This is a genomic window from Streptomyces sp. PR69 (genome assembly GCF_026420845.1).
In the GTDB taxonomy this organism is placed as follows: domain Bacteria; phylum Actinomycetota; class Actinomycetes; order Streptomycetales; family Streptomycetaceae; genus Streptomyces.
In genome coordinates this window covers 108,461-123,254 of the sequence record NZ_JAOWCB010000009.1, presented here as the reverse complement: position 1 = coordinate 123,254, position 14,794 = coordinate 108,461, and the positions used below count along the sequence as shown (strand labels likewise).

Sequence of the window (14,794 nt, the reverse complement as noted above, 5' to 3'; positions counted from 1 at the left end):
CGCCCCTACGCCTGGACGCGCTCTGCGGCACGGCGCAGACAGGACTCCCGGCGGCTGCGCGCCTCGGGGTCGTCGGCGACCGCCAGGACCGCGTCAAAGTCGGCGACGGCCTGCTGGTAGCCGCCCGCGGCCTCGTGCACCACCCCGCGGTTGAACCGGAACTCGGGGCGGTCGCCGAGTTCCACGGCACGGTCGAAGTCGGACACGGCGGCCGTCAGATCGCCGTCCAGATAGGCCAACTCGCCCCTGACCGCCCAGGCCTCGGCCAGTTCCGGATCGCTGCGCAGCGCCGCCGCCAGCGCCTCGCGGGCCTCGCCGGGGCGGCCCTGCTCCGCCAGCAGGCGTCCCTTCAGACAGAGCAGATGGGCATGGCCTGGGTCCTGCCGCAGCCCCGCCGCCACGCTCTGCAGCGCCGCGTCGGGCTCCTTGAGGTCGGCGAGCAGCCCGGCACGCGCCAGCAGCGCCTCCACATGGCCGGGCTCCAGCTCCAGGGTGCGGTCGAAGTCGGCCAGCGCGCCTTCGGCGTCGCCGAGTTCCAGCCGGGCGTCGCCCCGGTTGTAGTACGCCTCGGGGAAGGGCGGTTCCAGGGCCAGCGCCCTTCCGAAGTCGGCGACGGCGTCCTCAAGCCGGCCCAGTCTGCGCAGGATGCTGCCCCGGTTGAAGTAGTGGTCGGCGAAGTCGCTGTCCGCGTCGATGATCTGGGCGTAGTCGGCGAGGGCGTCCTCGAACCGGCCGCTCATGCCGTTCACCTGCGCCCGGTTGTAGCGCAGGCCCACCCGGTGCCAGGTGCGCTCGCCGATGCCCAGTTCCCGGTCCAGCCGGGCCATTCCCTCGTCGAGCAGCCGCAGCGCCTCGTCGTGCCGCCCGGCCCTGACCTCCACCAGGGCGAGCCCATTGCGGTTGAACACCGAGTAGAAGGCGCGTTCCTTGGGGTCGGGCAGCAGGTCGGATATCGCGATGGCCTGGTTCACCCAGGCCCTGGCGCGGCGTTCGTCGCGCAGTTCGGGCGGGAAGTGGCGGGCGTAGAGCATCCCCGTCTCATAGGCCAGGCTCATATGGTGCAGGGGCACGACGGTCGCGGCGCGCGCCTCTTCCTGCACCGCCGCCGACTCCTTTGGGCGTCCCGCCGCGGCCAGGCACACACAGGTGTCGCGGGTGAAGGTCCACCACAGGTCGGGCTGTGCGGCGGGGTCCACCCGATGCCGGCCGTCCTCGCCGAGTTCCGCGGCGGCGTGGTAGAAGCCCAGATACTTGCAGCGGCCCTGGGCCCAGCGCAGGGCTTCGAGCCCGGCGTCGCGGTCGCTGCCGCGCAGCAGATGGTAGGGCAGGGCGCCCAGCTTCAGCGACGGTTCCCCGTCCGCCCGCGCGGCCAGGGTCCCGGCTCTGCGGTCGTGGAGGGCCATGCGTGCTTCGGCGGAGATGCGTTCGTACGCGGCGAGGAGCGCGGGGTCGTCACCGGTGCAGTCGCCCTCCACATACAGGGCGGCGGCCTCCCGGTCGTCGTTCTGCTCCGGCCCCGCGGCTGCCGCCGCTTGTGCTTCTGCTTGTGCTTCTGCTTCCGCGGCGGCTGCCGGGCCGGCGATCCGGGTGGTGTGCGCGGCGAGCGCCTCGGGCAGGGAGACCGAGACCATCCCCGGCGGTTCCGCCGGCGTCCCGGTGTCCGTGCACACCACAAGGGTGAGCAGCTCGGCGGGGATGCGCCGCAGCGCGGCCGCCAAAAACTCCTGGTCGGTGACATCGGCGTGCTGGACGTTCTCGACGACCAGGGTGCGCGGGGCCCCGTCCGCGTCGGGCAGCGCGGCGAGCAGGAAGTCCACCAGGCCGTGGGCGATCCGCAGCGAGTGCAGCCTGGCCGGGTATCTGCTGGCCTCCCCCGGCGCCTTGGCGTTCCGCTCCAGGGCCCGCACGATCGGCGGCACCAGGGGGCGCAGCTCGGGTGTGCTCTCCTGGAGTTCGATGTAGTGGCGGTCGGCCAGCTCCGGGCGGCGGCGCAGCGCCTCGGGGGCCACCAGGCGCAGCAGCGCCCCGGTCGCGGAGTACGGCCCGCGCAGCCGCCGGTGGGCGTCCGCCGCCGCCGACGGGGAGGGCAGTTCGACGCCGGCCCGCAGCCGGTCGCGCTCGCGGCGCCGGGGCGCCGATATCCAGTAGTGGCCGGTCATGAACCTGCCTTTCGCAGCGGGGCCGTTCGGGGGCGTCTGTCAGACGATGACGTGGTGGGGCCGGGACCGCCGTTCGCGGATGCGTTCTCTGACGGCGATCCAGACGGTGAGGGCGAGCTGTGCGAATGTCAGAAAGAGGAAGGCCGAGGAGTCCAGCAGCCCGACCCAGCTCGTCTGCCGCCCGTCGCCGAAGCGGTCGACCGCGCCCGACACCATCTGCACCAGGACCGGGGCGAGCGCCAGCACGAAGGTGCCGAGGCTGACCGTGTAGCCGACCACGATCAGCCAGGAGTACCAGCGGGCCGCCCGGCGGTCCACGGGGTGGAACAGCGACTCGTCCGCCAGCCGGCCGGTCCGCCCGAACAGCCGCAGAAGGCGGTTGCGCAGCAGGCGGATGGACGTGGTGTGCAGATCCACACAGCCGAGCATGGTGGTGATCAGCACATAGATGTCGGTGCGCAGATACAGGAAGAACTGCCACAGCAGCCGCAGCAGCGCCGCGAAGGCCAGCGCAAGGCACACCCGGCTGGTGAGGCTGTCCGCTCCGCCGGGGCCGCGCGTCGCGTCCGCGACCGTGATGAGCAGCGCGATCAGGACGCAGTCGGCGAGCATCCCGGCCATGATCGGCAGATAGCGCTTACGCCGTTCGACGGCGACCAGGCCGTCCAGCGCCGTCTCCACGACCAGGAAGTAGAACCGGTACGACATCCGGGTCTTCGACCGGACGCCGAGCCGGCGTGCGGCCAGCGCGTGAAAGGCCTCGTGGATGGCGATGAGCGGCACGGCGGCGATCAGCAGCACCACGCTGATCACCGCGTAGTAGTCGCTGAAGAGCAGGTGCTGGGCGGTGGGGATGAGATCCGGCGAGCGGATCATGCGCAGCACGGCCCAGGCGACGATCGCCGCGTAGCAGACCCAGGCGAGGGGCGAGAACAGCGCCCGGCCGAGGCGCTGCCAGCGTACGGGCTCCGAGGCGGCCGTCTCCTCTCCGCCCTCCCGGACGAACCCCAGTTCGCGCAGGGCGTCGATGACGTCCTGGACGTCGGCCCGCTCGCCGTACTCGGCGGCATACCAGTCGGAGGCCTGCGCCGGTGTGTCGCCCTGAGCGAGACGGCGTACCAGCCCGGCCCCGTCGGGCGGGAAGATCGCGTAGGAGTCGGTGTCGGGACGCCCGATGGTGACTTCCCCGCCGTCTTCCAGATAGACCAGCGGATGGAGCGTCAGCGGGGTGTCAGCATCGCCGCGGATGCCGTGCTCCGCCATGGAGTTCTCCCTCGGCTTGCGGTCCGGCCCGGGTCCCGGCGCCGGGCGGCTGCCCGCCGCGCCCGGTGGCGCCGTCGTGCCGCCGGGGCCCCGATCGCATGGGCTCCCGCGGACACGACGGCGCCGGGGCCCTGGCCAGCCAGCGGCCCGGAACTCAGCTGATCCGGGATCAGTTGGGGTTCGTGTACAGGCTGCAGGCCGAGGACGTCAGACGGACCGGGCCGGCCTTGCGGATCTGGATCTTCTTCATCAGAGCACCTCCTTCGCACGAGCAGGGGCTGCGGACGTCCTTCATCCTGGCGAGGGCCGCCATAGTCTCTCCATAAACCCGCCAAATTCCCTTCACGGCGTGGGCACATATCGCGGGGAGGGGGGCCGTATCGGCCGGCCGGTGTGCTCAGGAGGGGAAGCCGTACCGTCCCCGCAGCCGTACGAAGCGGGCCGCCGTCAGGACGCGGAGGCGCTCCAGGCCCGACTCCGTACGCCGGAAGCACACGACGTCCTCCCGCCCGCCCGGCCCGATGGGCTGCACCAGCAGACCGCCGGTCCGCACCTGCGCGGCGAGCGGGGCCGGCACCTCGGGAAACGCGGCCGACACGAGGATCGCGTCATACGGGGCCCGGTCCGGCACACCGGCGCTGCCGTCCCCGACGCGCAGATCGACAGTGCGGATACCCTGCCGGGCGAGGTTGCGCCTGGCCCGGGCCGCGATGTCCGGCAGCATCTCCACACTGACCACGTCGGCGGCGAGGCGGGCCAGCAGCGCGGTCTGGAATCCGAGACCCGTGCCGATCTCCAGAATGTGTTCGGCTCCGCCCAGGCCGAGGGCCTCGATCATCAGGGCTGACAGCGAGGGCTGCGTCGTCACCTGCTCGTGCCCGATCGGGACGGGCACATCCGCATAGGCGAGGCCGGCGTGCTCCGCGGGGACGAAGTCCCTCCGCGGTGTGGCGCGCACGGCCTGGAGCAGCAGCTCGTCGCGGATGCCGGCTGTGCGAAGGGCCCGCACGAGATCCTCGGGAGAGTGCGCCCCGGTCACTGTTCCCAGGCTAGCGCCGCGACCGGCAATGTCTGCCCGTCAAGGAGCGTCGTCCGGCGCTGGGAGGGGCACTGGCGCCCCCGGCGGAACCGGTGATCGTGCTTCAGCGCGCGGCGGGCTGGAACCAGGCCGGTCCCTCGGTCAGCGCCTGTTTGATCCGGAACAGGGCGAATTCCTGCAGCTTCGGAAGCGCGTCCACCGGGAACCACCCGACGTCGAGGGACTCCTCGTCGTTGACCCGTGCCTCGCCCCCGGTCGCGCGGCACCGGAAGGTGATGTCCATGAACTGGCACCGGTCGCCGTTGGGGTAGGTGATCGGCTTCTGGAACGCCTGGACGAGCACGACCCGTTCGGCGACACAGCGCACCGCGGTCTCCTCGTACACCTCGCGGACCGCCGTCGCGGCGGGCTCCTCGCCCGGCTCCGGGATTCCGCCGATGATCGACCAGTTGCCGGTGTCGGCGCGTCTGCCGAGCAGCACCCGGCCCGCGCCGTCGAAGACGACGACGCTGACGCCGGGGAGGAACAGCAGCTGATGCCCGGCGCTGGCCCGGATCGCGCGGATGAAGTCAGGGGTCGGCATGGCCCGAGACTAGCCGTCGGAGTGCTCGCGCCGGCGGGCCTTCAGCGCGTCGGCGGCGACCCAGCCGACCCCTCCCGCGGCTGCCAGAAGCAGGGCCGCCTCGGGCCAGACGCCGAGCCAGGTGGCGGGGGTCAGCGAGGAGCGCAGCGGCACCTCGGCGACCAGGGCGTCCGGGGTGAACATCTCGGTCCGCTGGACGACCTCGCCGTCCGGCATGATCACCGCGCTGACGCCGCTGGTCACGGGCACGACGACGGACCGGCCGTGTTCGACGGCCCGCACCCGGTCCATCGCGAGCTGCTGATAGGTCATCTCGCTGCGCCCGAAGGTGGCGTTGTTGCTGGGTACGGAGATCAGCTGAGCGCCGTGGACGACGGTGTCCCTGGCGGCGTCGTCAAAGGCCGCCTCGTAGCAGGTGACCAGCCCGACCTTGGCGCCCGCCAGATCGAAGACGCCGACCTTCTGGCCGGGCCCGAAGTCACGGCGCACCCGGTCCACGTCCTCACTGAAGATCCGTACGATGGAGCGCAGCGGGATGTACTCGCCGAACGGCTGCACATGCCGCTTGTCATAGGTGTCGACGGGGCCGCGTCCGGGCTCCCACTCGATGAGGGTGTTGCGGAGCTTGCCGGTCTCGGGGCTGACCACGGCGCCCACGACGGTCGGCACGCCGATCGCCTTCACCGCCTTGTCGATGACGGCGCGGGCGTCGGGATTGCGGTACGGGTCGAGGTCGGAGGAGTTCTCCGGCCACAGCACGAAGTCGGGCTGCGGGACCTTGCCCTCCGCCACGTCCTTCGCCAGCTGCTCGGTGCGGTGCGCGTGGTTGTCGAGGACCGCGCGGCGCTGTGCGTTGAAGTCCAGGCCCAGCCGGGGCACATTGCCCTGGATCGCTGCGACGGTCGCCGTGCCGTCCTCCGCGGAGTCGTCGACCAGGGGCAGCGACGCGAAGGCGGCGGCGATCGGGGCGAGCAGCGACAGCAGCGCGGCGGTGGCGGCGGCGCGGGGCAGCAGCCCGGTGCGGCGGAAGGCGAGGCTCCTGCGCAGGGTCTCGTACAGGCCGAAGCCGCAGAGTACGACGGCGAAGCCGAGCAGGGGTGTGCCGCCGAGGGCCGCGAGCGGAAGGAACACGCCGTCCGCCTGGCCGAAGGCGATCTTCCCCCAGGGGAAGCCGCCGAACGGCACGCGCGCGCGGAGGGCCTCCCCCGCGATCCAGGCGGCCGCGCCCCACAGCGGCCAGGCGGGCAGCCGGGTGACGGCCGCGATGCCCATGCAGGCGACCGCGATGAACAGCGCCTCCACCGCGGCGAGCGCCAGCCAGGGGAAGGGGCCGACCTCCTCGCCTGTCCAGCTCAGCAGCGGGAGCAGAAAGCCCAGCCCGGCGAGGTAGCCGAGGCCCAGTCCTGCGCGCAGCCGCCGTCCGTGCAGCACCCAGCCGAGCAGGGCGAACGCGAGCGGCGCGAGCCACCACAGGGGGCGGGGCGGGAAGCTGGCGTACAGCAGAAACCCGGAGAGCGCGGCGGCGCCGGGCCTGGCGAGCCGCCGCAGCGGCCGCGGCACGCGCGCCAGGAGGGTGTCCGCGGGGGCGGGCCGGGGGCCGGGGGGCGGGGGTGTCTCGACGGGGGTCACTGTGGCGCTCACGTGGCGGAGTCTACGGCCGGTGGACCGGGGGCGGGGTATGTCCCCCTCCCCGCCCCTTCCCGTAACTGGGGGCTCCGCCCCCAGACCCCCGTACGGCCTTCGGCCGTGTCCTCAATCGCCGGACGGGCTCATCTGAGCCCCGCCGGGGGGTACCCCCAGCGGTAGCTGGGGGAGATTGAGGCGCGGGGGTACGGGGGCGGGGCCCCCGGGGTCAGGGCTCCGTGGGCGGGGCCAGCCGCGCGCGGATCACGCGGACCGCGGTCGCCGCGTCGTCGACCGTCACCGTGAACGTTCTGCCGTCGCCGAGCGTGAGGGCCATGCCCTCGCCTCTGCGGACGACCACGGCCGTGCCCATCTCCGGACGCCAGCGGTAGCCCCATCCGCCCCACTGGCGTGGGGTGACCTTGGGCACGAAGTCCGCGCCGACCACCTGGGTGAGCGGGATACGGCGGCGCGGCAGGCCCATGTGACCGCATCGCACCTCAAGCGACTCGTGGTCGACGGTGACCGCGACATGGACGAAGGCGAGCGTCCCGTACATGATCAGCAGGCCGACGGTCACGCACCCGACCACGGACATCAGCAGCGGGGCGGTGCCGGAGGTCCAGTTCGAGACCACGGCGAGCACGACGCCGAGTGCCACACACGCCGCGCCCGCCGCGGAGAGCAGCCACTGCACACGGTTGGTCGCGCGGCCGGTCCAGATCGCGGGAAGGGGCGGCTCTGCGGCGCGCCCCGCGCCATGGGGGTGGTCCCTCATGGCAAGCAGGTTACTCAGGATCGCGAGTCAGTGCGCATGCGTGACCGTCTGCAGCAGACGGCCTTCGGCATAGCCGAGAGCGGCTTCCGGGAGAGCTGCTTCCCGGCCGTTGAGCAGCATGGTCAGGGAGGCTGCGCCGCGCGCGCCGGGGTCGGGTTCCGCGCCGATGCGGCGCAGCGCCTGCGCGGCCACGGCGCCCGCCGAGCCGTGCAGGACCAGCGGCGGACCGGGCTCGGGCCGTACCGCCGAACGGATGTGCTCGGCGACCAGCTCGTAGTGGGTGCAGCCGAGGACGACGGCGCTCACGTCGTCGGGCGTGAGCGCGGCCGCCGCGGCCACGGCCCGTTCGACGGCGGTCTCGTCCGCCTGCTCCACGGCGTCTGCCAGGCCGGGGCAGGGCACCTCGGTCACCTCGACGCCGTCGGCGAAGTCGCGGATGAGGCCCCGCTGGTAAGGGCTGCCCGTGGTGGCGGGCGTGGCCCAGATGGCGACGGGGCCGCCGCCGGCCGCCGCGGGCTTGATCGCGGGGACGGTTCCGATGACGGGGATGTCCGGCTCCAGCTCGGCTCGCAGCGTGGGCAGCGCGTGCACGGAGGCGGTGTTGCAGGCGACGATCAGCGCATCGGGGCGGTGCGCGGCGGCCGCGCGGGCCACGGTCAGCGCGCGCTCGGTCAGATCGTCGGCAGTGCGCGGCCCCCAGGGCATGCCGTCGGGGTCACAGGACAGCACGAGATCCGCGTCGGGCCGCAGCCGACGCACCGCGGCGGCCGCCGGCAGCAGGCCGATTCCGGAGTCCAAAAGCGCGATCTTCACCCGGTCACCTTAGTCGACGGCCCTTGCGGGAGCGGCCCTGTGGGGCACACTGCGACGGGTGAGCGCCCTCGCATGGACCGCCGTCGTCTCACTGGCCGCCTGGCTGTGGCTGCTGCTCGGCCATGGCTTCTTCTGGCGCACGGACCAGCGGCTGCCGCCCCGTGAGCCGCCCGCCGACTGGCCGGCGGTGGCCGTCGTCGTACCGGCCCGCGACGAGGCGGAGGTGCTGCCGGTGACGCTGCCGACGCTGCTGGCGCAGGACTATCCGGGCAGGGCGGAGATCGTTCTCGTGGACGACGGCAGCTCCGACGGCACGGGCGAGCTGGCCCGTGCGCTGGCGGAGCGGTACGGCGGGCTGCCGCTGCGGGTGGTGTCCCCCGGTGAGCCTCCGCGGGGCTGGACGGGAAAGCTGTGGGCGCTGCGGCACGGCATCGAGACGGCCCGTGCGGGCAGACGGTCCGGCGACGGGCCGGACGGGCCGGACGGACCAGAGCGGCCAGGCGGGCCGGGCGCCGGCTGTTCGGTCACCGACGGCACGGTCGCCGAGGGGCCGGAGTATCTGCTGCTCACCGACGCGGACATCGCGCACGGTCCCGACAGCCTGCGGGAGCTGACCGCCGCCGCACGCGCCGGACGCCTCGATCTGGTGTCGCAGATGGCACGGCTGCGCGTCGCCTGCGGCTGGGAGCGGCTGACCGTTCCCGCTTTTGTGTACTTCTTCGCGCAGCTCTATCCCTTCCGGTGGGTCAACCGGCCGCGGGCGCGGACGGCCGCCGCGGCCGGGGGCTGTGTGCTGCTGCGGACGGAGGCGGCCGAGCGGGCGGGCGTCCCGGAGTCCGTCCGGCAGGCGGTGATCGACGATGTGTCGCTGGCGCGGGCGGTGCAGCGCTCCGGCGGGCGGATCTGGCTGGGGCTTGCGGAGCGGGTGGACAGCGTACGGCCGTATCCGCGGCTGGCCGATGTGTGGCGGATGGTGTCGCGCAGCGCCTATGCCCAACTGCGCCACAGCCCGCTGCTGCTGGCGGGCACGGCGGCCGGGCTCACCGTGGTGTATCTGATCCCGCCGGCGGCCCTGTGCGCCGGTCTGCTGCTCGGCGACGCCCCCGCCGCCTGGGCCGGTGGCGCGGCCTGGGCGGTGATGGCGGGCAGCTATCTGCCGATGCTCCGCTACTACGGCCAGTCGCCGCTGTGGGCGCTGCTGCTGCCGTGCACGGCGCTGCTGTATCTGCTGATGACACTCGACTCGGCCGTGGCGCACCGCAAGGGCCGCGGCGCGGCGTGGAAGGGGCGGACCTACCCCCGCCCCGGACCCGCCGCGCCGGACCGCTGAAATCCCGGCGGCGGCAACCCGCTTGCGGCCGCCCGGCACACAGCCCTATTTGCGGCCCGGCGTCCAGTTCATACCCCAGCCGTACGCGTAGTCGACGGTGCGCTGCGGGCTGACGCCGCGGTCGGGGACGAGGAAGCGCGCCTCCCGCTGGACGACGAGGTCGGAGCCGGTGTTGGTGATCAGGGCGAGGGCGCAGACGGGCGAGGGCACGGTGCACTCGCCGAGGGAGAAGTCGATGGGCGCGCCGTGCTGCGGCTGGAGTGTGACATGGGCGTCGAGATCGGCGAAGCTCCGTGCCCCCTCATAGATGGTGACGAAGATGAGGACCCGGCGGAGCTTGTCCTTGTGGTCCAGGTTGACGGTGAGGTTCTCGCCGGATGTGCCGCCGGTGCGGTCGTCGCCGTCGAGGTGGATGTACGGGGGCCGGTGAAGTGCGCCGAAGGCGTTGCCGAGGGCCTGGACGACGCCCTTGCGGCCGTCGGTGAGTTCGTACAGGGCGCACAGGTCCAGATCGAGGTCGGAGTGCATGGCGACCGCGCGCCCCAGTTTCGCGCCCCACCCGCGGAACTGCTTGCGCATCTGCCAGCTGAGGTTGACGCGCATCGCGCCGGCGGTGCCGCCCTGTTTGGTCAGGGAGACGGACGGGGCGTCCTTGGTGAGCGTCACCTTGGTGAGCCGTACGGGGGCGGCGGGCGCCGCGGGGGCGCCGGGCGCGGGCGGCGGAGGCGGCGCGGCAGAGGCGGCCGTAGCCACGGGCGGGGCGGGCGCGGGCGCGGCCATCGGGGCGGCGGCAGCGGGGGACTGCGGCTGGTCCACGGTGATGCCGAAGTCCATGGCGAGCCCCTCCAGGCCCGAGCTGTAGCCCTGTCCCACCGCACGGAACTTCCAAGCGCCCTGCCGCCGGTAGAGCTCTCCGAGGACGAAGGCCGTCTCGACGGTCGCGTCCTGGCTGTCGTAGCGCGCGAGTTCCGCGCCGGAGGCGGAGTCCAGCACCCTGATGAAGAGCCCCGGCACCCGCCCGAAGCTGCCGCCGTCCGCCGAGGCGGCGAGGACCACCCGCTCGATCTCGGGCTCGACACGCTGGAGGTCGACCGCGATCCGGTCGAGCGCATCACCGCCCGCCGTCGCCTTCCCTTCGTGCCGTACCGCTCCGGAAGGGTGCGACGGCTGGTTGTAGAAGACGAAGTCCGCGTCGGAGCGGACCTTTCCGGATGCCAGAAGGAGGGCGGAGGCGTCGATGTCCGGAATGCCCGGACCCGCACGCCAGCCCAGTTCTATGCGCACCCGCTGGGCAGGCACTGGAGTATTGGCTCCCTTGAGCATGGACATGCTTCTCTCGCCCCCATACCGAATCGGGCGCCCCGCGGCTCTATGCGTGCCGGCGGCGCCGCCTGTCGTCGCTGTCGCAGTCGCTGTCGCAGTCGTGCTCTGTCGCCGCTGTCGCCGCTGTCGTCGTCTGTGCGGCCAGCCTATTGTGCGAAAGCCCTCGCCCCCTGGGGCAGCCCCCGCTGTGAGGATGCTTCCCGTCTCCCGGATACATCCGCCGATAACCCTCTCTCAACTCACCCTTTACACGATCCGCACGTGCCCAGGCGACCGTTTTTCCCACGTTCGCTCGCATTGGGGATCCGCCGTCACGCGGAGCCACCGAAACAACCCTCTTATCGGGCTCCCCAACCAGCACATCGTGGGCTTAACTTATGTTCCATGACCTCCCCCCGCTCCACCTATGGCGGCGGTTACTACTCCGCGCCGCCGTTCCCCGACACCCCGATCTACGACTCGCTGGTCGCGGAGCGGGGCACGCCTCAGATCGCCCCTATCCGAGTGCCCGCCGCATACGACTCCGTCAGCACGGGCCACACCCATCTGCCGGCGCTCCCCGCGGCCCTCCCCGCCCTGCCGTCAGCGCCCTCCCACCCCCAGCCCGCCCCCGCGTACGGCTATCCGCAGCCCATGCCGCAGCCCGTTCCGCTGCAGCACGCGACCGCGCCCCATATCCCCCAGCAGCAATCGGCCCCACGTGGCTACCCCGGCCCCCAGCAGCCCATGCCTGCGCCGCAGCAGCATCAGCGCCCCATGGCCACCGGCTATGAGGCGATGCGCCCGGCCGCGGCCCCCCGGCCCGCCCCCGCCCCCTCCCCGTACGAGGACCCCTACCAGCGCCCGTACCAGAACCGCGGGTACTGAGCGGTTACGGGGCGGGGGCGGGTCGGCCGAACCCCGCCCCCGGCCGTCACGTCTCGTCAACTCCCCTGCCCTTCGCGCGCTACGGTGGTGCGACCCCCAGCGGGGGCCTTCGGGGGCGTCCCCCTCAGAGACGCGTGGAACGGGATCACGAGGTGGGGGCAGAACAGCGCCATGGCACAGGGCACGGTCCAGGTGACGCACACCAGCACATCCCGGTGGCGACGCCGCACGGGTGAGTACGCCTCCCTCGCCGCCGCTCTGGAAGCCGCGGCCGACGGCGACGTCCTCACCGTCTCTCCGGGCACCTACCGCGAGAACCTCGTCGTCCAGCGCGCGGTCACCCTGCGGGGCGCCGAGGGCGCGGTCGGCTCGGTGCGCATCGCACCGGCCGACGGGGTGCCGCTGACCGTCCGCGCCTCCGCCACCGTGCGGGATCTCCATGTGGAGGGCCAGGACACGGCCGCCCCGGCGCTGCTGGTCGAGGACGGCACCCCTGAGCTGATCGCACTGCGCATCGTCACCCGATCCGCCTCCGGTCTTGAGGTCCGCGGCGCCGCCCGGCCGACGGTGCGCCGCTGCACCGTCGACAATCCGGCGGGCGTGGGCATCGGCGTACTCGACGGCGCCGGCGGACTGTTCGAGGAGTGCGAGGTCGTCTCGGCCGGCCAGTCCGGCGTCTTCGTCCGCGACGGTGCGCACCCCCGCCTGGAGAACTGCCGTATCCACCACGCCGGCGGCGCTGGCCTGGCAGCCTCCGGGGAAGGCAGCGGCTTTGAGGCGATCGGCTGCGAGGTGTACGAGATCAAGGGCGCGGGCGTGCGGATCGGCGCGCGCGCCGGGGCGCATCTGACCGATTCGACCGTGCACCGCACCACGGCCGACGGCGTCACGCTCGACACGGACGCGGTGCTGACGCTGTCCGACTGCGATATCCACGACGTCCCGGAGAACGGGATCGATCTGCGCTCCCGGTCGGTCCTCACCCTCACCCGCTCCACTGTGCGCCGCTTCGGCCGCAACGGCCTGTCCGTGTGGGATCCGGGCACCCGCGTGGACGCCAACCAGTGCGAGATCCATGACAGCACCGGCGACTACCCGGCGGTGTGGGTCAGCGACGGCGCGAGCGCGGTCCTCGAATCGTGCCGGGTGCACGATGTGCCGGACGCCCTGTTCGTGCTGGACCGCGGCTCCCGGGTCGACGTCGTCGACAGCGATCTCAGCCAGGTCCGCAACACCGCGGTGTCGGTGAGCGACGGGGCGACGGCCCAGCTCGACGACTGCCGGATCAGCCAGGCGTCCACCGGGGCCTGGTTCCGCGACCACGGCAGCGGCGGCACGCTCAGCGCCTGCACCCTGGACTCCGTGCAGACCGGAGTGATCGTCACCAAGGGGGCGGATCCGGTCATCGAACGCTGCACCGTCACCTCGCCCGTGGAAGCGGGCTTCTATGTGTCGGCCGGGGGGCGCGGGACCTTCCGCGGCTGCCGGGTCACCGGCAGCTCCGGCTATGGATTCCATGTGATGGACGGCTGCCGTACGGCGCTGAGCCGGTGCCGCACCGAGCGGTGTGCGCGCGGCGGCTACGAACTGGGCGAGGACGGGGCGGCCTCCGTCGACGACTGCGCGAGCGACGAGAGCGCCATGCGGCACGCCCCGGCCGGGCCGCCGGGCGCCGGGGCGACCGGGCAGACCACGGCCGTGCTCACCGCGCAGCAGTCCCCCGGGCTGCTCTCGGCGGTGCCGGACCAGCGGCCGGCGGACGCCGCCCCGTCCGCTCCCGGGCCCTCCGGCGAACCCGCGCCCGGCTCCGCGCGCGACTCCGCCGCCGTGCTCGGCGAACTGGACGCGCTGGTCGGCCTGGACAGCGTCAAGCGGGAAGTCCGTTCCCTCACCAATATGATCGAGGTGGGCAGACGCCGGCAGGAGGCCGGCCTGAAGGCCGCCTCCGTCCGCCGCCACCTGGTCTTCACCGGCTCCCCCGGCACGGGCAAGACGACCGTGGCCCGGCTGTACGGCGAGATCCTCGCATCCCTCGGGGTGCTGGAACGCGGCCATCTGGTCGAGGTCTCCCGCGTCGACCTCGTCGGCGAGCACATCGGCTCCACCGCGATCCGCACCCAGGAGGCCTTCGACCGGGCCCGCGGCGGGGTGCTGTTCATCGACGAGGCGTATGCGCTGTCGCCGGAGGACTCCGGCAGGGACTTCGGCAAGGAGGCCATCGACACGCTGGTGAAGCTGATGGAGGACCACCGTGACGCGGTCGTGGTCATCGTCGCCGGGTACACGGACGAGATGGAACGCTTCCTGTCCGTCAACCCCGGTGTGGCCTCCCGCTTCTCACGGACCATCACCTTCCGCGACTACGCTCCCGAGGAACTGCTGCGGATCGTGCAGCAGCAGGCCGAGGAGCACGAGTACCGGCTGGCCGAAGGCACGGCCGAGGAGCTGCTGACGTACTTCACCCGGCTCCCCAAAGGCCCCGCCTTCGGCAACGGCCGCACCGCGCGCCAGACGTTCGAGTCGATGGTCGAGAAGCACGCGGGGCGCGTGGCGGCCCTCACGGAAGCGGACACGGACGCGCTGACGCTGCTGTATCCGGATGACCTGCCGGACCTGCCGGACCTGCCGGACCTGGGCTGAGCGGGGGTTAGCGGGCGGCCAGCAGGGCTTTCCCCCACCCCGCCCCTTCCCGAACCGGGGCTCCGCCCCAGCCCCCGTGCGGGGGCTCTGCCCCCGGAACCCCCGCGCCTCAAGCGCCGGCGGGGCTGAGTTTCTGGCCCCTTGCGCCTCAAGCGCCGGCGAGGCTGGATTGTGCAGCCCCCCGTGCCTCAGGCGTCGGCGGGCTGGGAATTGGCGCAGCCGAAATCAGCCCGTTGGGGGCACCTCCGTGGGGGCCCCCGGACGGAGTCTGGGGGAGGTAGCTGGGGGAGATTGAGGACACGGCCGAAGGCCGTACCGGGCTGGCGGCGCGAAGCTGCCGCCCTTGGGAGCGCGGGGCACCAGCCCCGCAGCTCCT

Annotated in this window: 11 protein-coding genes; 3 read left to right on the top strand and 8 right to left on the bottom strand. The window is 72.9% G+C overall.

Annotated elements, in window-relative coordinates; genetic code table 11:
* Nucleotides 1–5 precede the first annotated feature (5 nt).
* The 7 genes from OF819_RS11745 to OF819_RS11715 all read right to left on the bottom strand — a co-directional run bounded on the left by OF819_RS11745 (nt 6) and on the right by OF819_RS11715 (nt 8,258).
* Entirely contained in the window at nt 6–2,159 is a 2,154-nt protein-coding gene (locus OF819_RS11745) for a tetratricopeptide repeat protein (RefSeq protein ID WP_267243390.1), read from the bottom strand.
* Between the two features lie 39 nt (nt 2,160–2,198).
* On the bottom strand, nt 2,199–3,422 hold the full coding sequence (locus OF819_RS11740; RefSeq protein ID WP_267243389.1) for a hypothetical protein: 1,224 nt from the start codon (nt 3,420–3,422) through the stop codon (nt 2,199–2,201).
* Nucleotides 3,423–3,819: 397 nt separating this feature from the next.
* The gene (locus tag OF819_RS11735; protein ID WP_267243388.1) at nt 3,820–4,461 is read right to left on the bottom strand and encodes a protein-L-isoaspartate(D-aspartate) O-methyltransferase; all 642 of its coding nucleotides are present in this window, start codon (nt 4,459–4,461) and stop codon (nt 3,820–3,822) included.
* A 103-nt stretch (nt 4,462–4,564) separates the two neighbouring features.
* Complete coding sequence (locus tag OF819_RS11730; RefSeq protein WP_267243387.1) at nt 4,565–5,044, bottom strand: NUDIX hydrolase; 480 nt, start codon at nt 5,042–5,044, stop codon at nt 4,565–4,567.
* Between the two features lie 9 nt (nt 5,045–5,053).
* The gene (gene lnt, locus OF819_RS11725) at nt 5,054–6,685 is read right to left on the bottom strand and encodes an apolipoprotein N-acyltransferase (protein ID WP_267243386.1); all 1,632 of its coding nucleotides are present in this window, start codon (nt 6,683–6,685) and stop codon (nt 5,054–5,056) included.
* 211 nt (nt 6,686–6,896) lie between these two features.
* Nucleotides 6,897–7,445 carry a hypothetical protein gene (locus OF819_RS11720; protein WP_267243385.1) on the bottom strand — a complete coding sequence of 183 codons (549 nt, stop codon included), beginning with the start codon at nt 7,443–7,445 and terminating at the stop codon, nt 6,897–6,899.
* A gap of 27 nt (nt 7,446–7,472) precedes the next feature.
* Nucleotides 7,473–8,258 (bottom strand): glutamate racemase, encoded by a 786-nt coding sequence (locus OF819_RS11715; RefSeq protein ID WP_267243384.1) that lies wholly within the window; start codon nt 8,256–8,258, stop codon nt 7,473–7,475.
* Nucleotides 8,259–8,316: 58 nt separating this feature from the next.
* Here OF819_RS11715 and OF819_RS11710 point away from each other — a divergent pair, with 58 nt between their 5' ends.
* Nucleotides 8,317–9,588 (top strand): glycosyltransferase, encoded by a 1,272-nt coding sequence (locus OF819_RS11710; RefSeq protein WP_267243383.1) that lies wholly within the window; start codon nt 8,317–8,319, stop codon nt 9,586–9,588.
* Nucleotides 9,589–9,633: 45 nt separating this feature from the next.
* Here OF819_RS11710 and OF819_RS11705 read toward each other — a convergent pair whose 3' ends face one another.
* Nucleotides 9,634–10,917: a TerD family protein gene (locus tag OF819_RS11705; protein WP_267243382.1), complete on the bottom strand. Its 1,284-nt coding sequence runs from the start codon at nt 10,915–10,917 to the stop codon at nt 9,634–9,636.
* A gap of 378 nt (nt 10,918–11,295) precedes the next feature.
* Here OF819_RS11705 and OF819_RS11700 point away from each other — a divergent pair, with 378 nt between their 5' ends.
* Nucleotides 11,296–11,778, top strand: coding sequence for a DUF6643 family protein (locus tag OF819_RS11700; protein WP_267243381.1), 483 nt, complete (start codon nt 11,296–11,298; stop codon nt 11,776–11,778).
* 171 nt (nt 11,779–11,949) lie between these two features.
* Nucleotides 11,950–14,418 carry a right-handed parallel beta-helix repeat-containing protein gene (locus OF819_RS11695; protein WP_267243380.1) on the top strand — a complete coding sequence of 823 codons (2,469 nt, stop codon included), beginning with the start codon at nt 11,950–11,952 and terminating at the stop codon, nt 14,416–14,418.
* Nucleotides 14,419–14,794: the final 376 nt, after the last annotated feature.

Excerpts from the sequence above, each read along its gene's own strand:
- OF819_RS11720 (WP_267243385.1), bottom strand. The coding sequence starts at position 7,445 with ATGAGGGACCACCCCCATGGCGCGGGGCGCGCCGCAGAGCCGCCCCTT.
- OF819_RS11700 (WP_267243381.1), top strand. The coding sequence starts at position 11,296 with ATGACCTCCCCCCGCTCCACCTATGGCGGCGGTTACTACTCCGCGCCG.
- OF819_RS11745 (WP_267243390.1), bottom strand. The coding sequence starts at position 2,159 with ATGACCGGCCACTACTGGATATCGGCGCCCCGGCGCCGCGAGCGCGAC.
- OF819_RS11705 (WP_267243382.1), bottom strand. The coding sequence starts at position 10,917 with ATGTCCATGCTCAAGGGAGCCAATACTCCAGTGCCTGCCCAGCGGGTG.
- OF819_RS11740 (WP_267243389.1), bottom strand. The coding sequence starts at position 3,422 with ATGGCGGAGCACGGCATCCGCGGCGATGCTGACACCCCGCTGACGCTC.
- OF819_RS11695 (WP_267243380.1), top strand. The coding sequence starts at position 11,950 with ATGGCACAGGGCACGGTCCAGGTGACGCACACCAGCACATCCCGGTGG.
- OF819_RS11730 (WP_267243387.1), bottom strand. The coding sequence starts at position 5,044 with ATGCCGACCCCTGACTTCATCCGCGCGATCCGGGCCAGCGCCGGGCAT.